The 21,343-nt window shown below is 37.5% G+C and carries 20 protein-coding genes and 1 tRNA gene; 12 read left to right on the forward strand and 9 right to left on the reverse strand.

Annotated features, from left to right (window positions below):
• Nucleotides 1-363 precede the first annotated feature (363 nt).
• Nucleotides 364-1,062 carry an NAD(P)H-dependent oxidoreductase gene (locus SOI81_RS03360; protein ID WP_239975987.1) on the reverse strand — a complete coding sequence of 233 codons (699 nt, stop codon included), beginning with the start codon at nt 1,060-1,062 and terminating at the stop codon, nt 364-366.
• 157 nt (nt 1,063-1,219) lie between these two features.
• Between SOI81_RS03360 and SOI81_RS03365 the strand changes: the two genes are divergently transcribed.
• Nucleotides 1,220-2,245, forward strand: coding sequence for an AraC family transcriptional regulator (locus SOI81_RS03365; protein WP_239975988.1), 1,026 nt, complete (start codon nt 1,220-1,222; stop codon nt 2,243-2,245).
• 56 nt (nt 2,246-2,301) lie between these two features.
• On the opposite strand, the gene SOI81_RS03370 is transcribed toward SOI81_RS03365, so the two are convergent.
• Nucleotides 2,302-3,285 carry a fatty acid desaturase family protein gene (locus SOI81_RS03370; protein ID WP_239975989.1) on the reverse strand — a complete coding sequence of 328 codons (984 nt, stop codon included), beginning with the start codon at nt 3,283-3,285 and terminating at the stop codon, nt 2,302-2,304.
• A 105-nt stretch (nt 3,286-3,390) separates the two neighbouring features.
• Nucleotides 3,391-4,191: a PaaX family transcriptional regulator C-terminal domain-containing protein gene (locus SOI81_RS03375; protein ID WP_224992863.1), complete on the reverse strand. Its 801-nt coding sequence runs from the start codon at nt 4,189-4,191 to the stop codon at nt 3,391-3,393.
• 353 nt (nt 4,192-4,544) lie between these two features.
• On the opposite strand from SOI81_RS03375, the gene SOI81_RS03380 reads away from it, so the two are divergent.
• From SOI81_RS03380 to hchA, 4 genes are all read left to right on the forward strand, one after another.
• Nucleotides 4,545-5,363: an undecaprenyl-diphosphate phosphatase gene (locus SOI81_RS03380; protein ID WP_016143164.1), complete on the forward strand. Its 819-nt coding sequence runs from the start codon at nt 4,545-4,547 to the stop codon at nt 5,361-5,363.
• 159 nt (nt 5,364-5,522) lie between these two features.
• On the forward strand, nt 5,523-6,419 hold the full coding sequence (gene yqhC, locus SOI81_RS03385) for an AraC family transcriptional regulator (protein WP_320541230.1): 897 nt from the start codon (nt 5,523-5,525) through the stop codon (nt 6,417-6,419).
• Nucleotides 6,420-6,451: 32 nt separating this feature from the next.
• Nucleotides 6,452-7,462, forward strand: coding sequence for an NAD(P)H-quinone oxidoreductase (locus tag SOI81_RS03390; protein WP_320541231.1), 1,011 nt, complete (start codon nt 6,452-6,454; stop codon nt 7,460-7,462).
• A gap of 213 nt (nt 7,463-7,675) precedes the next feature.
• Nucleotides 7,676-8,551 (forward strand): glyoxalase III HchA, encoded by an 876-nt coding sequence (gene hchA / locus SOI81_RS03395; RefSeq protein ID WP_320541232.1) that lies wholly within the window; start codon nt 7,676-7,678, stop codon nt 8,549-8,551.
• A 13-nt stretch (nt 8,552-8,564) separates the two neighbouring features.
• On the opposite strand, the gene SOI81_RS03400 is transcribed toward hchA, so the two are convergent.
• Together SOI81_RS03400 and SOI81_RS03405 are read right to left on the reverse strand one after the other, a co-directional pair.
• Nucleotides 8,565-8,637 (reverse strand) — tRNA-Arg (locus SOI81_RS03400).
• A gap of 59 nt (nt 8,638-8,696) precedes the next feature.
• The gene (locus SOI81_RS03405) at nt 8,697-10,076 is read right to left on the reverse strand and encodes an amino acid permease (protein WP_004789335.1); all 1,380 of its coding nucleotides are present in this window, start codon (nt 10,074-10,076) and stop codon (nt 8,697-8,699) included.
• Nucleotides 10,077-10,454: 378 nt separating this feature from the next.
• On the opposite strand from SOI81_RS03405, the gene prpF reads away from it, so the two are divergent.
• The 3 genes from prpF to SOI81_RS03420 all read left to right on the forward strand — a co-directional run bounded on the left by prpF (nt 10,455) and on the right by SOI81_RS03420 (nt 13,141).
• Nucleotides 10,455-11,642 carry a 2-methylaconitate cis-trans isomerase PrpF gene (gene prpF, locus SOI81_RS03410; RefSeq protein WP_320541233.1) on the forward strand — a complete coding sequence of 396 codons (1,188 nt, stop codon included), beginning with the start codon at nt 10,455-10,457 and terminating at the stop codon, nt 11,640-11,642.
• Between the two features lie 161 nt (nt 11,643-11,803).
• On the forward strand, nt 11,804-12,715 hold the full coding sequence (gene ispA, locus SOI81_RS03415) for a polyprenyl synthetase family protein (protein WP_262446512.1): 912 nt from the start codon (nt 11,804-11,806) through the stop codon (nt 12,713-12,715).
• A 57-nt stretch (nt 12,716-12,772) separates the two neighbouring features.
• Nucleotides 12,773-13,141, forward strand: a complete 369-nt coding sequence (locus tag SOI81_RS03420) for an MmcQ/YjbR family DNA-binding protein (RefSeq protein ID WP_320541234.1) — start codon at nt 12,773-12,775, stop codon at nt 13,139-13,141.
• A gap of 69 nt (nt 13,142-13,210) precedes the next feature.
• Here SOI81_RS03420 and qmcA read toward each other — a convergent pair whose 3' ends face one another.
• The 4 genes from qmcA to SOI81_RS03440 form a co-directional block, all read right to left on the reverse strand.
• Nucleotides 13,211-14,065, reverse strand: coding sequence for an SPFH domain-containing protein (gene qmcA / locus SOI81_RS03425; protein ID WP_016143171.1), 855 nt, complete (start codon nt 14,063-14,065; stop codon nt 13,211-13,213).
• A 28-nt stretch (nt 14,066-14,093) separates the two neighbouring features.
• On the reverse strand, nt 14,094-14,555 hold the full coding sequence (locus SOI81_RS03430) for an NfeD family protein (protein WP_320541235.1): 462 nt from the start codon (nt 14,553-14,555) through the stop codon (nt 14,094-14,096).
• A gap of 105 nt (nt 14,556-14,660) precedes the next feature.
• A complete protein-coding gene (locus SOI81_RS03435) occupies nt 14,661-15,578 on the reverse strand; it encodes a patatin-like phospholipase family protein (protein WP_320541236.1) in 918 nt (305 codons plus the stop codon).
• A gap of 66 nt (nt 15,579-15,644) precedes the next feature.
• A complete protein-coding gene (locus SOI81_RS03440) occupies nt 15,645-16,271 on the reverse strand; it encodes a lysophospholipid acyltransferase family protein (RefSeq protein ID WP_320541237.1) in 627 nt (208 codons plus the stop codon).
• Nucleotides 16,272-16,399: 128 nt separating this feature from the next.
• Here SOI81_RS03440 and SOI81_RS03445 point away from each other — a divergent pair, with 128 nt between their 5' ends.
• From SOI81_RS03445 to yjdB, 4 genes are all read left to right on the forward strand, one after another.
• Nucleotides 16,400-17,659: an MFS transporter gene (locus tag SOI81_RS03445; protein WP_320541238.1), complete on the forward strand. Its 1,260-nt coding sequence runs from the start codon at nt 16,400-16,402 to the stop codon at nt 17,657-17,659.
• Between the two features lie 73 nt (nt 17,660-17,732).
• Nucleotides 17,733-17,924 (forward strand): hypothetical protein, encoded by a 192-nt coding sequence (locus tag SOI81_RS03450; RefSeq protein WP_320541239.1) that lies wholly within the window; start codon nt 17,733-17,735, stop codon nt 17,922-17,924.
• Nucleotides 17,925-18,188: 264 nt separating this feature from the next.
• Nucleotides 18,189-19,514, forward strand: a complete 1,326-nt coding sequence (locus SOI81_RS03455; protein WP_320541240.1) for a DcaP family trimeric outer membrane transporter — start codon at nt 18,189-18,191, stop codon at nt 19,512-19,514.
• A 179-nt stretch (nt 19,515-19,693) separates the two neighbouring features.
• Nucleotides 19,694-21,343 carry a phosphoethanolamine transferase gene (gene yjdB / locus SOI81_RS03460; protein ID WP_239976001.1) on the forward strand — a complete coding sequence of 550 codons (1,650 nt, stop codon included), beginning with the start codon at nt 19,694-19,696 and terminating at the stop codon, nt 21,341-21,343.

A 21,343-nucleotide genomic window follows, 5' to 3' on the forward strand; every position in this document is an offset into this window, starting at 1 on the left:
AATTAATTTAATTAATTGATATTTATATTTTTTATCTATTAGTGATGAGCTTTGTTTTTATGACATTTTTGTCACAAATCTAAGAAAAATGGTCAAAGATTTTTTTGTAAAAATATGAATTAAATGATTATGAAATGAGTATTAATCATCATTTTTAGTTGATAAGTCTAGTTTTTCTACATCTGTATATTATTGATTCACTTTTATATTCTTAATTTTATAAAAAAGTTTAGCTTAATTTTTTTACCATTTGATCTATTTTTTGAGCGAAATTGGAGTCTCTATTTAAAAGCGATCATTAGAAAATAACCGAAAATAATCATCTAGATTCGGCTATTTAATTTTTAGAGCTCAAACACAGTATTAAAGTGGATATAGTTTTTCATCAAATTGTTCTAGCTTAGGAAATTTTAGTGGTTCAAGCTGGTCCAAGTGAGAGAGATAATTCACATAGTCTTGAAGAAGGCTTTCTCGTGCTTCTTGGCTAATGTACGGTACGTGGTAAGCAATGAATGGAGGTAGGACTTCAAAACCAGCATATGCCAAAGTACCACGCTGAATTGGCGATAGATAATTTTCGATTGAACCATGAATAGAGTTCTCTCCAAACATGTGTGTTCTACCGCCGAGCGTTAAACACAACATCGCTTTTTTACCTGCCATGCCGCCGTGGTTATAAAACCGCTTACCACCATAAAACAAGCCAGAGACGAAAACACGATCAATCCAGCCCTTTAAAATTGCTGGAACAGATGTCCAATAAAGTAGGAAATTAAAAATAACTAAATCAGCTTTTTTTACTTTTTCAATTTCTGCTTGAATATCTGGAGCTAGAAGTTGATTTTTGCTGGCATTTCTTTGTTCAAGTGCATAGTTAAAATAATCAGGTTGATTGAGCTCTAGAAAATCCTCTTTGGACGCAACGGGGTTAAATTTCATCGCATATAAATCTGAAACTTCTACGCTGTGCCCCAATTTTTCTAAGGTTTGCTTGGCTGTACTTTTTAGAGCAGTAGTAAAAGACTGTGGTTCTGGATGAGCATGGACAATCAGAATATTCATAAGGTGACCTGTATTCTTTTTCAGGAATTGTGCTGTCTAATGCAATTCGACGGATTTTGTTTTGATTAACTATGCATCAATTTAAAAGCATGGCATAGTTCATGAACTGACAGTTTTTACCATTTCACGCCATTTTATTTTGCTCAATGGGTTGCTCATGGATCCAGAATTACCAGGAACTTATATTAATTTAATTGTAGAAACTATTAAGCGATGGGGGGTCTCTGGTGATCAGCTTTTAGAGGAAAGTGGAATAACTTTAGGCCAATTAGAAAAGCCTTACTGGTATGTAGAATTCAACATCTTAAATCAACTTATTGAACGGGCTATTGAGTTATGCAAAGAGCCCGCATTAGCGGGATATTTAGCTTTAAACATGACAGCTTCCTGTTATGGTTCAGTTGGAATGGCTGCTATCGTTTCTTCAAATTTAGGAGAAGCGCTGAAAATTCTTGAACACTTCATTGGTTCACGTTGCAAGGTCTTTAAACCAGAATTAAAACAAGAAAATAATGATGCATATTGGTCAATTCATCAGCCAGTTGATGCATTTCAGTTGAGCTCAAATGCCAACATTTTTTTGTTAATCGGTTTTGTTCAAATTGCAAAAAAATTAACAGGGCTTTCTCATTTGGGAAAAGTTGAATTACAAATGCCAGAACCTATAGGTTTTGCCGAAATAAGTCATCAACTGGCTGTGACTTGTTTATTTAACCAAAAGCGTAATTGTTGGATATTTCCAAAAGAGTATTTAAAAAAACCTGTATTAACGGCAGACCCAATGCTAGCGCCATTGTTAAATGCGCAATGTAAGCGGGATATAGAGAAGTTAAAGTTAAAAAGTGGTTGGAAAGGGCGCGTTAAACAAGTTGCTGAAAAATTGCTTTTGGATGGGGAGGGGGAGACATTAAAAGTTGGGCAAGTGGCTCAAATCATGAATATGTCAGAGCGAACCTTGCAACGCTATTTAGCCCTTGATCATACTAGTTTTACAATCTTGGTAGACTCTCTCAAAAAGGAACATGCCCAGAAACTTTTAGCTCAAAATAACATGTCGATTGAAAAAGTGGCTTTAATGCTGGGTTATGCCGAAACTTCTCACTTCACTCGTGCGTTTAAGCGTTGGATGGGGGTTACTCCTAAATATTTCCAAACTAAACATAAGATGGCTGATTTAAATTAAAAGGCCATAAATTTAATTTTATGGCCTTTCATTAATCATTTGAATTATTAAGTAGATTATTCTGGCTTAGATGAGAGTGATTCAATCACTTCAAAATAACTAGGTGGTGCCGGAACATGACCGCGGTCTCTTAATAGTCGATGCATGCGCGGCAAGTTGAAGTAGGGCACCGAAGCCATTAGGTGGTGTTCCATATGATAATTGACATGAATAGGTGCCACAAAGCTTCTAGCAATCCAACCTGCGCGTGTCGTGCGTGTATTGGTTAAGGCTGTATTACTCGTTTGCATGCCTGCATGTTCGGCCATTGAGCGGATTCTTAAAAATAATGGAAATGGTGTTAAATACGCTAAAGGCCATAACCAATAAAAACGTTGGTGCCCAAATGCCTTTAAAACGCCATAAAGAGCGACATTGGTTGCAATGGCACCACTACTGTTTTTTATAAGACTTTTGGCATAATCAACGAAATCTTTATTGCTTCGATCTAACCAGACTTGATCATTTGCAACGGTCCATTTCATTAAATCGAGATCCATTAACACTCGACCAAAGCTAAACTTTAATCCTGTCATACCTGTTAAGTCGCGTAAGAATTTACGAGTAAGAGATTTTTTACTTACTGGAAAACCAGAAACTAAAGAAAGGTCAGGGTCATCTTGAGTAGAGGTTTTTGCATGATGACGGACATGGTGTACGCGGTATTTTTGTAGATCATTCCAGATTGGACGGGCGCATAGCCATTCACCTACGAAGTCATTTATTTTTTTATTTTTGAATAGGCTTTTATGCGATGCATCATGCATCAAAATTGCTAGACATAACTGGCGGCCCGCCAATATGGCCAAAGCTAGCATACAAGCAAGTAATTTGCCCCAGTTAGGTAAGTAATCCCACATCATGATTAAACTTGCAAATGTTCCGCCAATAACGGCCCATGTGCTTGCAACAGCCCAAGCGCCGTATGCATCTGAGGGTTGTGTGAGCTCCTGTATTTCTTCTCTGCTAAATAGATCGGTCACACTCACTTGTGCATTCATTTTTATTCTCCCAAATCAGATTTTGGCATTCATATTTTATATTACAAATATAATCATAAAATTTTAAAAAGTGAAATATTTGTTTGTAAAAAAATAAATCGCCTTTTAATGGGCTAATTCATTTTCATAAAGTTTTTGCCATAGCTTTTGTCCAATCGAATCGAGCTGCTGTACATTTTGAGCAAACTGATTGCGGGCATGTTCATCAACAAATGGAGAGGGCAGTAGAGGATCATTCATGAGTAAGGTAATTGTTTCACGTCCTAATAACAAAGCTTGAGTAGCAGCCTCGTTTAAGGATAAATTTTTATAGTTCAAAAGCCATTCTTGAATATCTTGACTATACATTTCATAGTTTTTTTCAAGCTGTTTGGTATCCCATAAAGAAGGAATTAATGAAACTGTTTTTGCGTCAAATTTTTGAATAATAGAAACTTTAGCTTCATTTTCAAGACCCGCTAAAACGAGTTCTTCACATGTTTTTTCAAAGCTATACGCTAAATTGTCTGGACGTATATAAATACCAGTTTCGAGCTCTCTAAAACCAAATTGATGTAAAGCGTGTTCTCTCTTTTTTAAAGCAGTCCGATCAATACGACCTAAAGTTCCAGTAAATACGGCAAGATACTGCTGTTGCCATTGTTTGGTCTGCTTAATGCCATTTTTACGATTCAAAATGACTTTTGCCCATTCTTTAGTTGATGGCGACAGTTGATAAATACCGCGCTCTACACTTTCTATCATGCCTTCATTTAATAGCCGAGTCGTAGCCACACGAATACCGTTGTCACTCATATTAAAAAGTTTAGCGGCAATCAATATTTGTTTAATAGTGAGTTGAGGGTAAGCCGAGGAAAGAAATAAATCGATAATAAGGTGGCGTGCATTAATTTTGGTATTTTTCATTCAGATAGAATTTTTGATATGAGTTGCATTTGAACAGAATAATATCATGTTTCTTTAAGGACATTTTAAGATCATTTTGTAGAGTAAGTAAGGGCGAAAAGCTTTATCTATAACAAGAAAAATTTTGGGAGTTCTTAACCAAGTTTTATCTTTTTACGATAGTTAACCCAAGTTTGTCATCATGTTGTGATACATTATCGCACTTTAAATAAACTGCCTTTAACTAGGGGCAATAACCACAAACGTTAGAAATGGTCTGATATTGAACATGTGTTAAGTCTAATTTGAGACTTATCAATTGCGATAAAACTAATTTTAGATCGTTCTAATGATTAACTTTCTTTGAGCAAGTTATGGAAAATTTTGAAGTTATAAAAGCACTGTTTTTAGGCTTTGTCGAAGGCTTAACTGAATTTTTACCTATCTCGAGTACAGGCCATTTAATTTTATTTGGTCATATTATCGATTTCCATTCAGACGGCGGTCGTGTATTTGAGGTCGTAATCCAGTTAGGTGCTATTTTGGCAGTGTGCTGGTTATACCGACAAAAAATTATTAACTTGATTAAGGGATTCTTTAGTGGCGATGTAGAATCACGTCATTTTGCGATTAGTGTGCTTATTGCATTCTTCCCAGCAGTCATTATTGGTGTTTTAGCTGTCGACTTCATTAAGAGTGTTTTATTCAGCCCAATCGTCGTTGCGATTGCTTTGATTGTCGGTGCTCTTATCATTTTCTGGGTTGAATCTAGACAGTTTGAGCATAAGACACTGGATGCAACTAAAATTACTTTTAAACAAGCGCTTTTAGTAGGCCTTGCTCAGTGTGTGGCCATGATTCCAGGAACTTCACGTTCAGGTGCAACAATTGTAGGCGGAATGTTTGCTGGCTTGTCACGTAAAGCTGCTACAGAATTCTCTTTCTTCCTTGCAATGCCAACCATGTTGGGTGCTGCAACTTTTGACTTGATTAAAAATGCTGACGTACTCACCTCAGACAATATGATTAATATTGGGGTAGGTTTCGTTGCTGCATTTATTGCTGCGCTATTTGTTGTAAAAGCATTGGTATTATTTGTAGAACGTCATACCTTACGTGTATTTGCTTGGTACCGAATTGTACTCGGTGTAATTATTTTAATTGCAGCCATGTTCTTTAATTTATCGGCTTAAATCATTTGATAAAGTGAAAAAACCTAGAATGCTCTAGGTTTTTTTTATGCCTAAAAATTGATTTGAATTGCCTATTTATACAAAGTAAACGCAAGATAGATGTTTTCATTTTAGGTTCATTGTTATATTGATTATTAGATTACTTCTCACAATAAAACTATGCCGCGAAATCATCTTACAGAACATTTGGTCGATGCTTTTTTGCACTTGGCTCCAGTAGAAGGTCTCTATCCTACTTTTATTTCTAATATCACTTTAATGCGGGTAGACCATTCCACGAAACCTATTGCAGTGCTACAAGAGCCTTCAATTGTTTTAGTGATACAGGGATTAAAGCGAGGATATATTGGAAAAGAAATCTTTCAGTTTCAACAAGGCCAGTGCTTATTCATCTCAATTGCAATACCGTTTGATTGCGATACTATTGTCGAAAATAATGAACCAATGTTGGCGATCGCAATAAAGTTTGAACCACAAATAATGGCTGATCTCATTACTAAAATGGATAAACAGCAACAAGTGGTTACTGAAGATGCTTATTCAGAAGATTTAAAATTAAGCTGTGGGCTTAGAGTGATTGACATGAATGCCACCATTTCAGAGGTTGCTCTCAGATTGCTCAATCTACTTCGCTCTAAACAAGATACTTTTATATTGGGTGAGCAAGTTAAAAGAGAATTGGTTTATCGTGTAGTTCAAGCTTCAGGTGGCAATCTAGTCGAGAGCTTATCGGCTATGGCAAGTCGAAATGGTGTGATTTACACCATTTGTGAAATTATTCAGCGTGATTATTATCATAACTTAACGGTTCAAGAGTTGGCGAAACAAGCAGGTATGAGCATCTCGCTTTTTCATCAGACTTTTAAAAAGGTGACGAATTATTCGCCCTTACAGTACATCAAAATTACTCGGTTACATAAAGCACGCGAACTTATCATCAACAATAAAATGGGTGTAGCAGAAGCCGCCTATGAAGTTGGATATGTGAGCGCTTCACAATTTAGCCGAGAATTTAAGCGTCTGTTTGGGGTGCCACCCAAGTCCTCAATTATTTAACGTAGATTAGTATTTTGAAATATAAATCAAACATGGAGTATTTTATGACCCTTCCAACAACCATGAAAATTATTGAAATTACGGCTCCTGGTGGACCTGAGGTTCTAAAAGTTCAAGATGCAAATATTCCAGCACCTCAAGCAGATGAAGTTTTAATTGAGGTAAAGGCTGCTGGAATTAACCGCCCTGATGTCTTACAGCGTATGGGATTATATCCGATGCCTAAAGGTGTTACTCAAATACCCGGACTTGAAGTCGCTGGGGTTGTGGTTGCCGTGGGTGAACAAGTAAATCAATTCAAGGTTGGTGATAAAGTTTGCGCCCTAACAAATGGTGGCGGTTATGCAGAATACTGCGCGGTAACTGCGACTCAAGTATTGCCAATACCTGAAAATTTAACGTTTACGCAAGCTGCTGCGATTCCAGAAACATTTTTTACGGTTTGGGCAAATCTGTTTGATATCGGCCGTTTGAAGAAAGATGAAACCGCACTAATTCATGGCGGTGCAAGTGGTATAGGAACCACAGCTTTAGCAATTTGCCAAGCTTTAGGAATTAAAACTTTTGCTACGGTTGGTAGTGAAGATAAAGTCGATGCACTTTCAAATTTAACCACAGCAATTAACTATAAAACCCAAGATTTTGAGCAAGAAGTTTTGAAACATACTCAAGATCAAGGTGTTGATGTTATTTTGGATATTGTGGGTGGTTCTTATTTCACGAAAAATTTAAATCTATTAAAACGTGATGGCCGACTGGTCATTATTGGTTTTATGGGTGGACGAATCGCAAAAGAATTTGATTTACAGAAACTGATTTTAAAACGTGCCACAATTACGGGTTCAACGATGCGTGCACGTAATAGCCAAGAAAAGGCACAAATTGCCCAATCTTTGCATGAGCATGTATGGCCGCTTTTGGCTCAAGGTAAATGTTTACCGCAAATCTATAAAACGTATGCTTTTTCAGATGTGCAAAGTGCCCATGCATGTATGGAGCAAGGTGATCACATTGGAAAGATCGTTTTAGAAATGAATGCGTAATGCTGTAATCTCCTAATTAAAGTTTAGGTGAACGAGAGGTTTGCCTAAACTAAATTTTATAATTCTAGATCCTGCCTATTTCTCTATAAAAATTGCCAAATTCTATTGGCAGATTGCACCAGTTCCATAACTTCACCTATAAATTGATTAAGAAATAATAATTGGTTCTTACCTTATTATTTCTTTCCATACTGATGAAAAAGGATAGTAACAATGAATACCGCAAATATTGATGATAAAAATCCTACTCCAGATTTGGCTGAAGATAATGCCTTTTTCCCATCACCATACTCACTGAGTCAATATACTGCTCCTAAAACCGATTACGATGGCACGACTTATTCAACGCCGTATACGGGCAATAAAAAAGTTTTAATGATTGCGACTGATGAGCGTTACATCCAGATGCAAAACGGTAAGTTCTTTTCAACAGGTAACCATCCTGTAGAAATGCTTTTACCGATGTTTCATTTAGATAATGCAGGTTTTGAAATTGATATTGCGACACTTTCAGGAAATCCAGCCAAACTTGAAATGTGGGCAATGCCAAAGCAAGAACAAGTGGTGTTAGACACCTTTCAAAAATATGCAGAAAAATTAAAAAGTCCTTTAAAGCTGGCTGATATTTTAGAAAACGCAGTGGGGGAAAACTCTCCATATGCGGCCGTATTTATTCCGGGTGGGCATGGCGTTTTAGCTAAAATTCCACATAGCCTTGAGGTGAAAAAAATCCTTAAATGGGCAGTTGAACAAGATAAATTTATTATTACTTTATGTCATGGTCCAGCTTCATTGCTAGCTGCGGCAGTAGATGAACAGCCAGAAAACTATATTTTTAAAGGCTATCAAATTTGTGTATTCCCTGATTCATTAGATAAGGGAGCAAATATTGATATTGGTTATATGCCAGGGGCTTTACCTTGGCTAGTAGGGGAAAACCTTGAAAAGCTTGGTGTCGAAATTTTAAATAAAGGCATTACAGGTCAATGTCATAGAGACCGTAAATTGTTAACTGGTGATAGTCCGCTTGCTTCTAATAATTTAGGAAAACTTGCAGCTGGCACATTGTTGGCTGAAGTGAAGGATTAACGTGTTAAGTATGTGCGCCCTGCGGGACTCGAACCCACGTCGGTCGCTTAGGAGGCAACTGCTCTATCCAGTTAAGCTAAGGGCGCATAATTTTCTGATTATAAACAAAAAAGCCATTGTCTAGACAATGGCTTTTTAGATTTATTTATTCTTCCGGATTCTCAATAGAATCTAGTTTTTTAGGATTTAAATAGTCAAAAAGTACGAGCATTGCCGTAATCCAAATAGGGATCATCATTACTGACTCTTTGAAGCCTTGAGTCCACATAATATAGAGAACCACAGCAATAAACGCTAAAACTAAGTAATTACTAAAAGGTGACCATAATGCTGGAAAAGAAGTCTTAATATTCGCGTGCTTAACAAAGCGTCTATACTTCAAATGTGTAATTGATATCATTGCCCAGTTTAGAACAAGTGCACCAACCACAACATACATGAGATGTCCAAGGGCATCTTCAGGTACAAAGTAGTTTAAAAGAACACAACCAAAGATTAATAAAGCAGAAAGCAGAACAGCGGGAATAGGAACTCCCTGTTTATTAGTTTTTGCAAAAACTTTTGGTGCATTCCCTTGTTGAGCGAGACTGTAGAGCATACGGCTATTTGCAAACATCCCACTGTTATAAACAGAGAGGGCAGCAGTTAAGATAATAAAGTTCAGTAAGTGTGCAGCCCAACCAATACCCATTTGGCTAAAAATCATAACAAATGGACTTTTGTCGAGACCGCCAAGATCTAACTGGTTCCATGGCACTAATGAAAGTAAGATCGCTAGTGAACCGATATAGAAAATCAAGATACGGAAAACGACTTGGTTAATTGCTTTTGGAATGGTTTTTTTCGGATCTTTTGCTTCCGCTGCGGCCATACCAATCAGTTCAATACCACCAAAGGCGAACATCAAGAAAGCCAACATATAGAACAGGCCGCTAAAGCCATTTGGAAAAAATCCACCATGAGACCAAAGGTTACTAAATGAAATACTTGAACCTACATCTGCTGTAAAGAGCAAATAAAGCCCAAACACAATCATAGAGATGACCGCAGCAACTTTAATAATAGCGAGCCAGAATTCGGACTCACCATAGAATTTGACGTTAGTTAAGTTAATTGCCGTAATCACGACAAAGAAAAATAAGACAGAAGTCCACGCTGGAATATGAGGCCACCAATAATTAATATATTTGGCTACCGCGGTGAGTTCACTCATCGCCACCAGAACGTAGAGTATCCAATAGTTCCATCCGGTTAAAAATCCGGGAAATTTCCCCCAATATTTATACGCAAAATGGCTGAACGATCCTGCAACAGGTTCTTCAACAATCATTTCTCCCAAGTGACGCATAATCAAAAACGCGATTAAGCCGCCAATGGCATATCCTAAAATAATGGATGGTCCCGCAGATTGAATCACTTGCGCCGAGCCTAAAAATAATCCGGTACCAATTGCTCCACCCATAGCAATTAATTGGATGTGTCGATTTTTTAGTCCTCGTTGCAGTGTAGAAGATTCGTTGGTCAAAGGTCTTCACTCACAATGAATAAGTAAATTATTCTAATAGATGGAGTTATTTTAGCCTAGACTACAAATTAATAAGCTGTGACTGAAAAGTAATTATAAAAAATATTTAAAATCATTGATTTACTTTTAATATTTCAATATAAAGTAAAAAGTCCTCTAAAAAATATAATTTCATATAGACTTTTTTTCTTAGATTTTGCTTAGATTAAGTCATTGCCAGCATATTGCTTAATTCTCAAAATATGCTCGCGTCAATACGATTGATGTATAAAGCAGATCGCTATCTCTTGGCCTTAAAACAATTTAAGATGAAGAGAAGGGTAAACAAGAATGCTTGTTTTGATATAGAAGAACATAATAGTAAGGATAACAGTTGATATGAGCTCAGTACCGCAAATTAAAATTCCAGCAACTTATATGCGTGGTGGAACCAGTAAAGGTGTCTTTTTTAAGCTTGATGATTTGCCGGAAAAAGCCCAAGTTGCAGGACAAGCCAGAGATCAGCTGTTACTACGTGTAATTGGTAGCCCAGACCCATATGGAAAACAAATTGATGGCATGGGTGGTGCTACTTCGAGTACCAGTAAAACAGTTATTCTCGCTAAAAGTACTCAGCCAGATCATGATGTCGATTATTTATTTGGTCAGGTTTCAATTGATCAAGCTTTCGTAGATTGGAGTGGTAACTGCGGTAATTTGACAGCTGCGGTTGGTTCTTTTGCGATTTCAAATGGTTTAGTTGATGCAAATCGTATTCCAGAAAATGGCCTATGTACGGTTCGAATTTGGCAAAAAAATATTCAAAAGACTATTATTGCGCATGTGCCCATTACTAATGGACAAGTTCAAGAAACAGGTGATTTTGAGTTGGATGGGGTGACTTTCCCTGCAGCTGAAGTTCAAATTGAGTTTTTAGACCCAGCCGATGACGGTAAAGAAGGCGGCGATATGTTCCCGACGGGAAATATCGTTGACGAATTAGAAGTCCCTGACGTTGGTCGTTTCCAAGCGACATTTATTAATGCAGGTATTCCAACCATTTTCTTAAATGCAGAAGATTTGGGTTACCAAGGTACAGAGCTACAAGATCATATTAATAGTGATGCAACTGCACTGGCACGTTTTGAGAAAATTCGGGCGTATGGTGCGGTACAGATGGGCTTAATTAAAGATATTTCAGAAGCGGCTGCACGTCAGCACACACCAAAAATTGCTTTTGTTTCTAAACCGAAAAACTACATCGCTTCAAGTGGTAAACAAGTTTCAGATAGTGATGTCGATTTATTGGTTCGTGCTTTGTCGATGGGTAAATTACACCATGCGATGATGGGAACAGCAGCAGTGGCGATTGGTACGGCAGCCGCCATTCCGGGCACATTAGTAAACCTTGCAGCTGGCGGTGGTGAGCGTGAGGCAGTACGCTTTGGTCATCCATCTGGAACATTACGTGTTGGCGCTCAAGCTGAACTTGTTAATGATCAATGGGTCGTTAAAAAGGCGATTATGAGCCGTAGTGCACGTGTGTTAATGGAAGGTTGGGTACGCGTTCCGGGTGACAGTTTCTAAAACACTTAAGAATGAAAAAGCCTCTCAATTTTGTAGAGGCTTTTTTACATAGGCCTTCGAAAACTCATCACGCACTTTTCACAGTGAATCGTGTATGATGTAGCGCATGAATGCTTCATGACATTCAATAAAATTTCTCTACTGATTTTATCGAGGCGACTGTGTCATCACTCTCTCAAGTTAATGCGGATGTTTTAAAACAAGCTCAACAACGTATTCAACAAGATTTATTGACGACACTGGCCGCATTCTCAATTCCAGAGCCTTTAAAAGGCGCAGTACATCATGCAGTTATGCTTGGTGGAAAGCGTGTGCGTCCGGCTTTATGTTATGCCACTGCCTCTTTACAGCCAAATCCAAATTTTGCTGCGGCTCGCCGTGCTGCGGTCGCAGTTGAACTTATTCATTGTTACTCATTAGCGCACGATGATTTGCCTTGTATGGACAATGATTTGCTTCGTCGTGGTCAACCGACTTGTCATGTTGCGTTTGGTGAAGATACTGCTTTGCTTGCAGGTGACATATTACAATCAATGGCTTTTGAGGTTTTAGGTAGCCGTTTGTTTGATGAACAAGGGCAGGGTACCGATGCCGCGATTGTATTAAAACAAATGCAGATTTTAGCAACTGCCAGCTCTAAAATGGTTTCTGGACAGGTTTTAGATTTACAATCTGAAGGCAAGCAAATTACTCAAGACGAACTTGAAAATATCCATCGCAATAAAACTGGTGCGCTCATTCAAGCGGCCATTATGATGGGTGCAGTGACCATTTTCTCTGGAACAGATCAAGCAATTCCAAAGTTACGTCAATATGGCCAAACAATTGGATTAGCTTTTCAGGTTTTAGACGATATTCTTGATATTACTTCGAGTACTGAAACCTTGGGTAAAACTGCGGGTAAGGATGAGCAAGTACAAAAATCGACGTACCCAGCCTTAATGGGGCTTGAGCAAGCAAAAAACTATGCTAAAGAGTTGCATGATCAAGCTTTTGAAGCCTTAGCTCATTTTGGTGACGATGCAAAAGAATTAGTCGATATCTCACAATTCCTTTTAGCTCGTACCAATTAATAAGATTAAATCAATATTCATGCTTCTATTCATATTCAATGAATAAAGGAGAAAAGAATGAATGGTGCTCAGCTTCATCAAAATGCAATTGAAATTGCACGAAATCTTCCTTTTAGTGAGCAGACTCATCCATTTGGGCCTGAATATGAAGTTTTTAAAATATTAGAAAAAATATTCATGCTGACTACAGAAGTCGCGGGCGTCAAAATGATTAATGTCAAATGTGACCCGTATAAAAGTCAGGAATATCAAGAACTCTATTCATTTATTATTCCGGGCTATCATATGAATAAAAAGCACTGGATTTCGATTACACCGCATAAGAACTTATCAAGTGATTTACTTCAAGATTTGATTCATGATTCTTATGATGTAGTCGTGAAAAAACTTCCTTTGAAAGATCAGAAAAAATTAAAAAATCAATAATATAAAAGATAAAAACGGTGGCATGATGGCCACCGTTTTGCTTTCAATTACTTATTTAAAGTAACTGAATTAATTATGTTTTCCCATAATGCCGCGAATTGTATTTAAAACATCGGCAGGTAAAACCACAGTTTTAGCATTGCTTGATTTCGCCATATCTTGCATTGCTTTGACATACTGCTCACCTAACAGGTAAGCAACAGGTGTTTCTTTATCACCCACTGCACTTGTGACCATCTCAATTGCTTTTTGTGAAGCTTCAGCCAAAACAACTTGTGCTTCTGCATCACGGCGAGAGGCTTCTAGGCGACCGTCAGCCTCTAAAATAGCAGCTTGTTTTTCACCGTCCGCTCTCGTTACTGTCGCACGGCGTTGACGTTCTGCCGCAGCTTGAGCTTCCATGGCAGCTTGCATGGTTGAAGAGGGCTGAATATCTTGAATTTCAACAGTTTTTAAAGTGATGCCCCAATCTGAAATATCATCAGAAATAGCTGCTTTTAACTTGGCTTTAATATGGTCTCGTGAAGACAAAGCATCATCTAGATCCATTTCGCCGACAATAGAACGTAATGAAGTTTGTACAAGGTTTTGAATTGCCCATGTATAGTTTTCAATACCATAAACTGCTTTTTCTGGTGTGGTTAAATTAATATATGCCACAGCATTCATGAGCAATACCGCATTGTCACGTGTAATCACTTCTTGAGAAGGGATATCTAACACAATATCTTTAGTGGTAACTTTATAAGCCACATCATCGACATAGGGAATCACAAAATTAAGCCCTGGATTTAGGGTAGAGTGATATTTACCTAAGCGTTGAACAATCCACTTATAACCCTGAGGAACAATGCGAACCCCTTTAAAAATAGTGATAGCCACAAAAGCCAAAAAGGCTAAAACAATAATAGTACCAACTGGCATGAAAATACCCTCTCTTTATCTTTAATGTTTATGAAGTACCGTGGGACTGGACAATTAAGTCATTACCCGAAATATCAATAACTCTAACGCGGTCACCGACTTTGACTGGAGTAGTACTTCGACAGTTCCATTCATCGGCTCCTAAAATAGGCATTGGAAAGCGAACAATAATTTGATCATGGTCAAGATCGGTTTGAATCACCATACCGATTTGACCAATAGTCGCTTCACGGGGTAATCCCGCTTTAGTTTTATCAATTGATAATGGTTTAATAAATTTGAACCAAAGAATGGTGCATAGCACTGAAAGAACTATCCACAATACAATTTGCGTTGTAAGGCTAATATCTGGAAATAACCAGTAGAGAAAGCACACCATAATGGCGGCAATACCAAACCAAAGCGCAGCAAAGGCGGGTAGAATCAGTTCAGAAAGAATAAGTAAGATACCCAATACAAACCAGTGCCAAGGTTGTATAACAAACTCCATAGATCTGCTCTTTTATATATCTTTATGATGGGTAAAAGTGATTCAATATCACTTTTACCACTGTAGCAGATGATGGGGAGTGTGGATAGAAAAAAACCACCTCAATTAAAATTTAGGGCGTGGTGCAGGTTTAAATGCAGCTGGAGATTTTTTGAAGTTTGCAATTGCAGTTTCAACTTGGCGTATTTGCGCTTGAGCAGCTTTTTCACCTTCCAAAATTGCTTGATTACTTGACTTGAGATCAAGCGTACCTAAGTGGCCCACTTTAGGTTGAATCACTACATTGGCTTGCTTGAGTTCTTCATTAATACTTTGCTGACCCATAATATTAATGGTTTGATCCAGTAGTCCCCACATGTTTGCTGGGCGGTTCCCTGCTGGACGCGCAGAAATATCAACCGCAATCACAATATCAGCACCCATATCACGAGCGGTTTTTACAGGAATTGGGCTAACCAATCCACCATCTACATATTTTTGATTACCAATAGTTGCTGGTACAAACACATTCGGAATACTACAAGATGCACGTACGGCTTGGCCTGCATTACCTTTAATAAAGTCAGCTTTTTGACCATTATCAAGGCGCGTTGCGACCGCTGCAAAACGAATTGGAAATTTCTCAATTGGTTTGTTGCCTACGTTACGGTTAACGTAGTCCTGTAACTTTTGTCCAAGAATAATACCCTGACGGTTGAGTGTTAAATCGCGGATATCCGATTCTTGTAACTTCAGCGCTAGACTTTGCAATTGATAAGGCGTTTGTCCACTTGCGTAGATACTTCCCACAAAGCTACCGGCACTAGTACCTGTCACAATTTTAGGTTTAATTCCGTGAGACTCTAAAACCTTGATTACACCAATATGTGAAAATCCTTTTGCTCCACCGCCACCTAAAGCAAGCGCAATCACAGGTTCACGGGCTTTCATTGAGGTTGTCGGTGCTGGTGTTTTGCTAAATTTATCACAGCCAAATAGTGCTAAAGAGATAAATCCAATACTGGCAAATTGAGCAATTTTCATCTTTAAAAATAATCTACGTCGAGATAAATTAAGAAGGGCCATAAGACCAGATTTGCTCAATTTTTGCTAGGTTTTTTTCACTAGATTTTGTAAAGGTTCAGCGAGCCAATTGCGATTTTTGGGTGATATTTTTCCTTCATAACGCTCAAAAATCTTAGCGAGATCTTCATCATAGTTACCACTAGGATTTAAGTGCCCTAAGCAGTGAATCGTCTTATGATCATAATCGAAAGAAAACATCACAATAGGAATATCGGCTTTTGCAGCAATATGGTAAAAACCACTTTTCATTTTTTTTGCTTTTTTACGTGTGCCTTCGGGTGCCATTCCAATCCAGATCTTGTCATGTTTTTGAATGGTAGCAACGACTTGTTCTGTCAGTCCATTGGCCGTGTCACGTTTAACAGGAATGACTCCAGCCCAATCTAAAGCTCGTTTAAAAGGTGGTTTAAAAAGAGCGTCTTTACCTAATACTGTAATTTGGATACCTAATCCGAAAATCGCAAGAAAGCCATACCATCCATCAATATTAGAGGTATGGGGTGAGATAATCGCGACTGCTTTTGGAAAATTGGGAACTTCACCTTCGATTGTCCAACCTTGTGCTAAAAAAAGTTTCTTAAATAGCGCCCGACTTAAAGCAGTGCCACGTTGGGGTACCAAATCAGGTAAATTAGGGAAATGTTGATCCATATTTTTTTAAATTTTAACTTGTCCTCGTTTTATCTTAATCTTTTGAAATATATGCTTCATTGGCAAAATGTAAGAACAACATGACATTTGATGTTATTCCTCATTAAACAAATAAAAAGTAGGTTTCTATGTTGCGGCAGCAAAATCTTTATCTTCTACTATTTTCTTTATATTGGGCACAAGGACTGCCTGTTGGGTTTATGACCCATGCTTTACCCGTGATCTTAAGAGCAGAAGGAGTTTCACTCGCCCATATTGGTGGTTTTGGCTTATTAATGCTGCCTTGGTCAATCAAGATTTTTTGGGCGCCGTGGGTCGATCGACACGCACTTTCCCGTTTAGGGCACTATCGTAGTTGGATATTACCTACGCAGTTTTTGACGGTAGGTGTACTTTTTATTTTGTCTTTTTTCCCCGTTCAAGCTTTAGATCAGCCCATTTATTTATTTGCCTTTTTTATTTCACTTCTTTTTATGAATTTAACAGGAGCAACCCAAGATATTGCGACTGATGCTTTAGCAGTCAATTTATTGAAACATGATCAACAACATTGGGGGAATACATTTCAGGTCATTGGTTCGCGGTTAGGTTTTATTGTCGGTGGAGGCGCCGTACTTTGGTGTTTAGACTGGCTGACATGGCAACCTACTTTTTTGCTATTAGCAACCTTAGTATTTTTAAATACTTTACCCGTTTTATTATTTAAAGAGCCTCAACACACTTCTCATCTAAATGAAGAACCCAAACTTGGCCAACAAAATTTAATTCTAAAAATTAAAGCCTATTTGGGTTATTTCTCCCAAAGTAAAGAGCTCCGTTCTTGGTTAATAGTACTCATCACTTTTAAAGTAGCGGACGGCTTAGCGGGACCATTACTCAAACCTTTAATGGTGGATATGGGGTTAAGTTTTACTCAAATTGGTGTTTATATCACGATGCTCGGTGCAGTAGCGGCGCTGATAGGGGCAGCAATAGCAGGATGGGGGCTTAAATACTTTTCAAGGTCAACAGCTTTAATTGTTTTTTCAGTCTTTAAAATTATGAGTCTAGGAGCCTATGCTTACTTAGCCTATACCTATGAACAAAAAATTCAGCTCAATGTCTGGGCTATCTATATAGTAAATGCTTTAGAAGATGCCTTCTCGGCAATGTTGTTGGTGGTTATGTTGACTCTAGTCATGCATTACAGTCGCAAAGAATATGCAGGAACAGATTTTACCTTTCAAGTATCAGTCATGGCGACTGTGAGTGGTCTTCTTTATAGTTGCAGTGGGGTGATTGGTGATGTACTTGGTTATTTCCATTATTTGATAGCTATTGTCATTATTGCAGTGATTACTTTACTGCCTATTTATCTCTGGAAACATGCAAAACTACAGGAAAATTAATGTTAACTAAATGAAATAAAGAAATTTAATATTGCTTAAGCCATGATCTAGCCTAGATCTACTACCTTGGTCTATGTTTTTAAAAATGTATATTTTTAGCTATTTAAATGCGCTATTAATTGTGCCATCTTGTGTGAGTAGCAAATGGAAGCTAACTGGAGAAAAAATGGATTTCGATAACAAGAAAAATCATGTGAATCAATCAATATCGGCAGAAAAATGTTCAATTAGATTGGATATTAGCCTAAAGTCTAAAAAAGAATAATGAAATAACGATTTAATCATTCTATAAGATAAGAGAGTTGTGTAGGATTCGTTACAACATGAAGTTAAGGTAAAAATCTGTAAAACAAAGTATGTCTTTGGTTATAGGCTTTAGTCTTGCACAGCGTTGAAATTGGTTTTGGTTGCGGTAATAAAATTAATGTAACCAAAGTGGAGGAGAGTTGATTTTTTAGCCCCTTAATTTAATGGCGTAAATCAACTTGGCATGGATAGGCAACATAAAATATATTTTTAGGAGTTCTTGATGGATCTATTCCTTAATCGTAAATCTTTCGTTATTAAAAGTTTAGCTCTTACAGTAACAGCTTTAATGATGAGTGGGGCACATGCTGCAACTTCCGACAAAGCGGAAATTCAACAGCTTCGTAAAGAAGTGGAAGCGCTTAAAGCTTTAATTCAACAGCAACAACAAGTACAGCAACAACAACAGCAAGTACAGCAACAACAGCAAGTACAACTCGCTGAAGTTAAAGCACAACCTGTTGCTGCACCAGTTCCACCTTTAGCAGGATTTAAATCTAAAGCTGGCGCTGATGTGAATCTATATGGTTTTGTTCGTGGCGACGCTAATTATATTATTGAAGGTGCTGATAACGACTTTGGTAAAGTAGCTGAATCAAAAGGCGAAGCAAAAGACAAAATTCGTGCAACTGCTAAAACGACTCGTCTAGGCCTTGATTTCACAGCTCCAGTAAATGATGCCAAAGTCGGTGGTAAACTCGAAGTTGACTTTGCTGGTTCAACAACAGATTCAAATGGCTCATTGCGTGTTCGTCATGCTTATGTAACATATAATAACTGGTTATTTGGTCAAACAACTTCAAACTTCTTAGCTAATCATGCACCAGAAATGATCGACTTCTCGACAAACATTGGTGGTGGTACTACTCGTGTTCCACAAGTACGCTATAACTACAAACTAGGACCAACAACACAATTGTTTGTAGCGGCTGAAAAAGGTGATAGCGCTGGTCTTACTGGTACAAAAGATACAGATGGTAGCTGGGTAAATGACAGTATTAAATATAGTTTGCCAGTATTAACTGCTAAAATCACTCAAGGCTATGCAGATGGTAAAGGTTCTGCTTCAGCTCGTGCATTAGTTGAAAACTATAAATCAAAAGCTGGCGGTGATAACCAAACCGGTTGGGGTGTAGCTGTTGGTACAGACTTTAAAGTATCTGATCCTTTAAAACTATTTGCTGATGCATCTTATGTTGTAGGTAACAGTAACTACTTATATGGTAGTAATAAGGCCTATACAATCGTAAATGGTGATATTGAGCAAAATGAATTTGTAGCCGTACAAGTGGGTGGAACTTATAAAATTTTACCTAACTTACGTTCGACTTTAGCTTACGGCGCTCAATTCTCTGATGACGGCACTGACTATGCTAAAGCATATGCAGCTGGTAATGAAAAAGTTCAACAAGCATGGATTAACTTCATTTATACACCAGTTAAACCAATTGATTTAGGTGTTGAATACGTTAACGGTAAGCGTGATACCTTTGATGGTAAGTCTTACAAAGATAACCGTGTTGGTTTAATGGCTAAATATAGTTTCTAAGAACAATATTTAGTTAAAAATTAAAAAAGGCGAGGTTAATTAATCTTGCCTTTTTGTTATTTAAAATTTAAAAAATAAATATGCAGTAAGGTCGGTGGATTAGATCATTTTTTATTTAAGTCATTTTTAAGTTTCAATTTCTACATTAGAGCATCATAAAAAGATTGTAGTCGTCCGAGATGCTGAATTTTTTTTCTACATTAAAAAATAAACAGGTTTCACTGTTTATGTTTAATTTAATTTTAGCTATTTGGTTGGGGGCCATTCTCAATATTGGTTTCTTCCATAGCATTGATATTTTAACTCCATATTTTGGAGTAAAGGCTATTCTATTTTTAGCTGCTACAGTAGTTATTGTAGTTGCTGCTTATTATGCAGTTTTACAGATTTTAAACTGGACATGGACCGCTAAAATTTTTGCAATTTTACTGCTCATGATTGGTGGTTTTAGCTCTTATTTCGTCAATACCTTAGGGATAATCATCTCGCCCGATCAGATTCAAAATATGATACAAACAGATGTATCTGAAGTTTCTGATTTAATTTCATTACGTTTTGGACTCTGGACAATTTTCTTTGTTATTTTACCTATTATTTTAATTACGCAGGTAAAACTTAAAAAAGAAAAAGTATCTTATTTATTAATGAAAAAACTTGGTTCGATTGTGGGTTCATGTGCAATCGTGGGTATTTTACTATTTGTTTATTATGTTGATTTTGCATCTATTTTTCGTGAGCATCGTGATTTGAAAGGTATGATCTCACCACAAAATAGTATTTCATCTTTAATGTCTTATTATCACAAAATGGCACCTAAAAAGAACCTGCCACTCATACATTATGGTGAGGATGCTCATCAAGTTCAGCAAGTACAAAACAACTTGCCTAAATTAATGGTTTTGGTGGTAGGCGAGACTGCCCGTGCGGAAAGTTTTGCATTAAATGGTTATGCTAAAAATACGAATCCAGAGCTTTCTAAACAAGATATTTTGAATTTTTCTCAAGTCAGCTCATGCGGTACAGCAACTGCTGTGTCAGTTCCATGTATGTTCTCTGGAATGCCTCGCGTTGACTATGATGAACAACTTGCAAGTCATCGTGAAGGTCTATTGGACATTGCCAAACGTGCGGGTTACCAAGTGACTTGGATTGATAATAATTCTGGATGTAAGGGCGCGTGTGATCGTGTTGAGCAGTACCCGATATCAGAAAAGTTAAAGCAAAAATGGTGTAAAGATGGCGAATGCTATGATGATATTTTGATTGATAGCTTAAATGAGTATTTAGCAACTATACCTAAAGAAGACACTCGTCCACGACTCATTGTTTTACATCAAGTCGGAAGTCATGGCCCAGCCTATTACAAACGTGCGCCTGCTCAATATCAACCGTTTAAACCGACTTGTGATACTAATGCGATACAGGGCTGTTCTCAAACAGAGTTATTGAATAGTTATGATGATACGATTGTGTATACAGATCATGTGTTAAGTCAGTTGATTAATAATTTAAAAGAAATATCGAAATATCAAACAGGATTATGGTATTTATCTGATCATGGTGAATCAACTGGTGAACATGGTTTATATTTACATGGTTCACCGTATGCAATCGCACCGAGTCAACAAACACATGTACCAATGATTATGTGGTTCTCTGATAAATGGAAACAACACAATTTTGCACAAGTAAGTTGTTTAAGCCAACAAACAAAAGAAACGTTAAGTCAGGATAATTTATTCCCAAGCTTATTAAGCTTGTTAGGCGTAAAAACTCAGGTCATCAACCCTCAACTGGATATGCTGCACGCGTGTGCCCATGTGAATTAA

Origin of the sequence: Acinetobacter pittii, from assembly GCF_034067285.1 — a bacterium.
In the GTDB taxonomy this organism is placed as follows: Bacteria; Pseudomonadota; Gammaproteobacteria; order Pseudomonadales; family Moraxellaceae; genus Acinetobacter; species Acinetobacter pittii_E.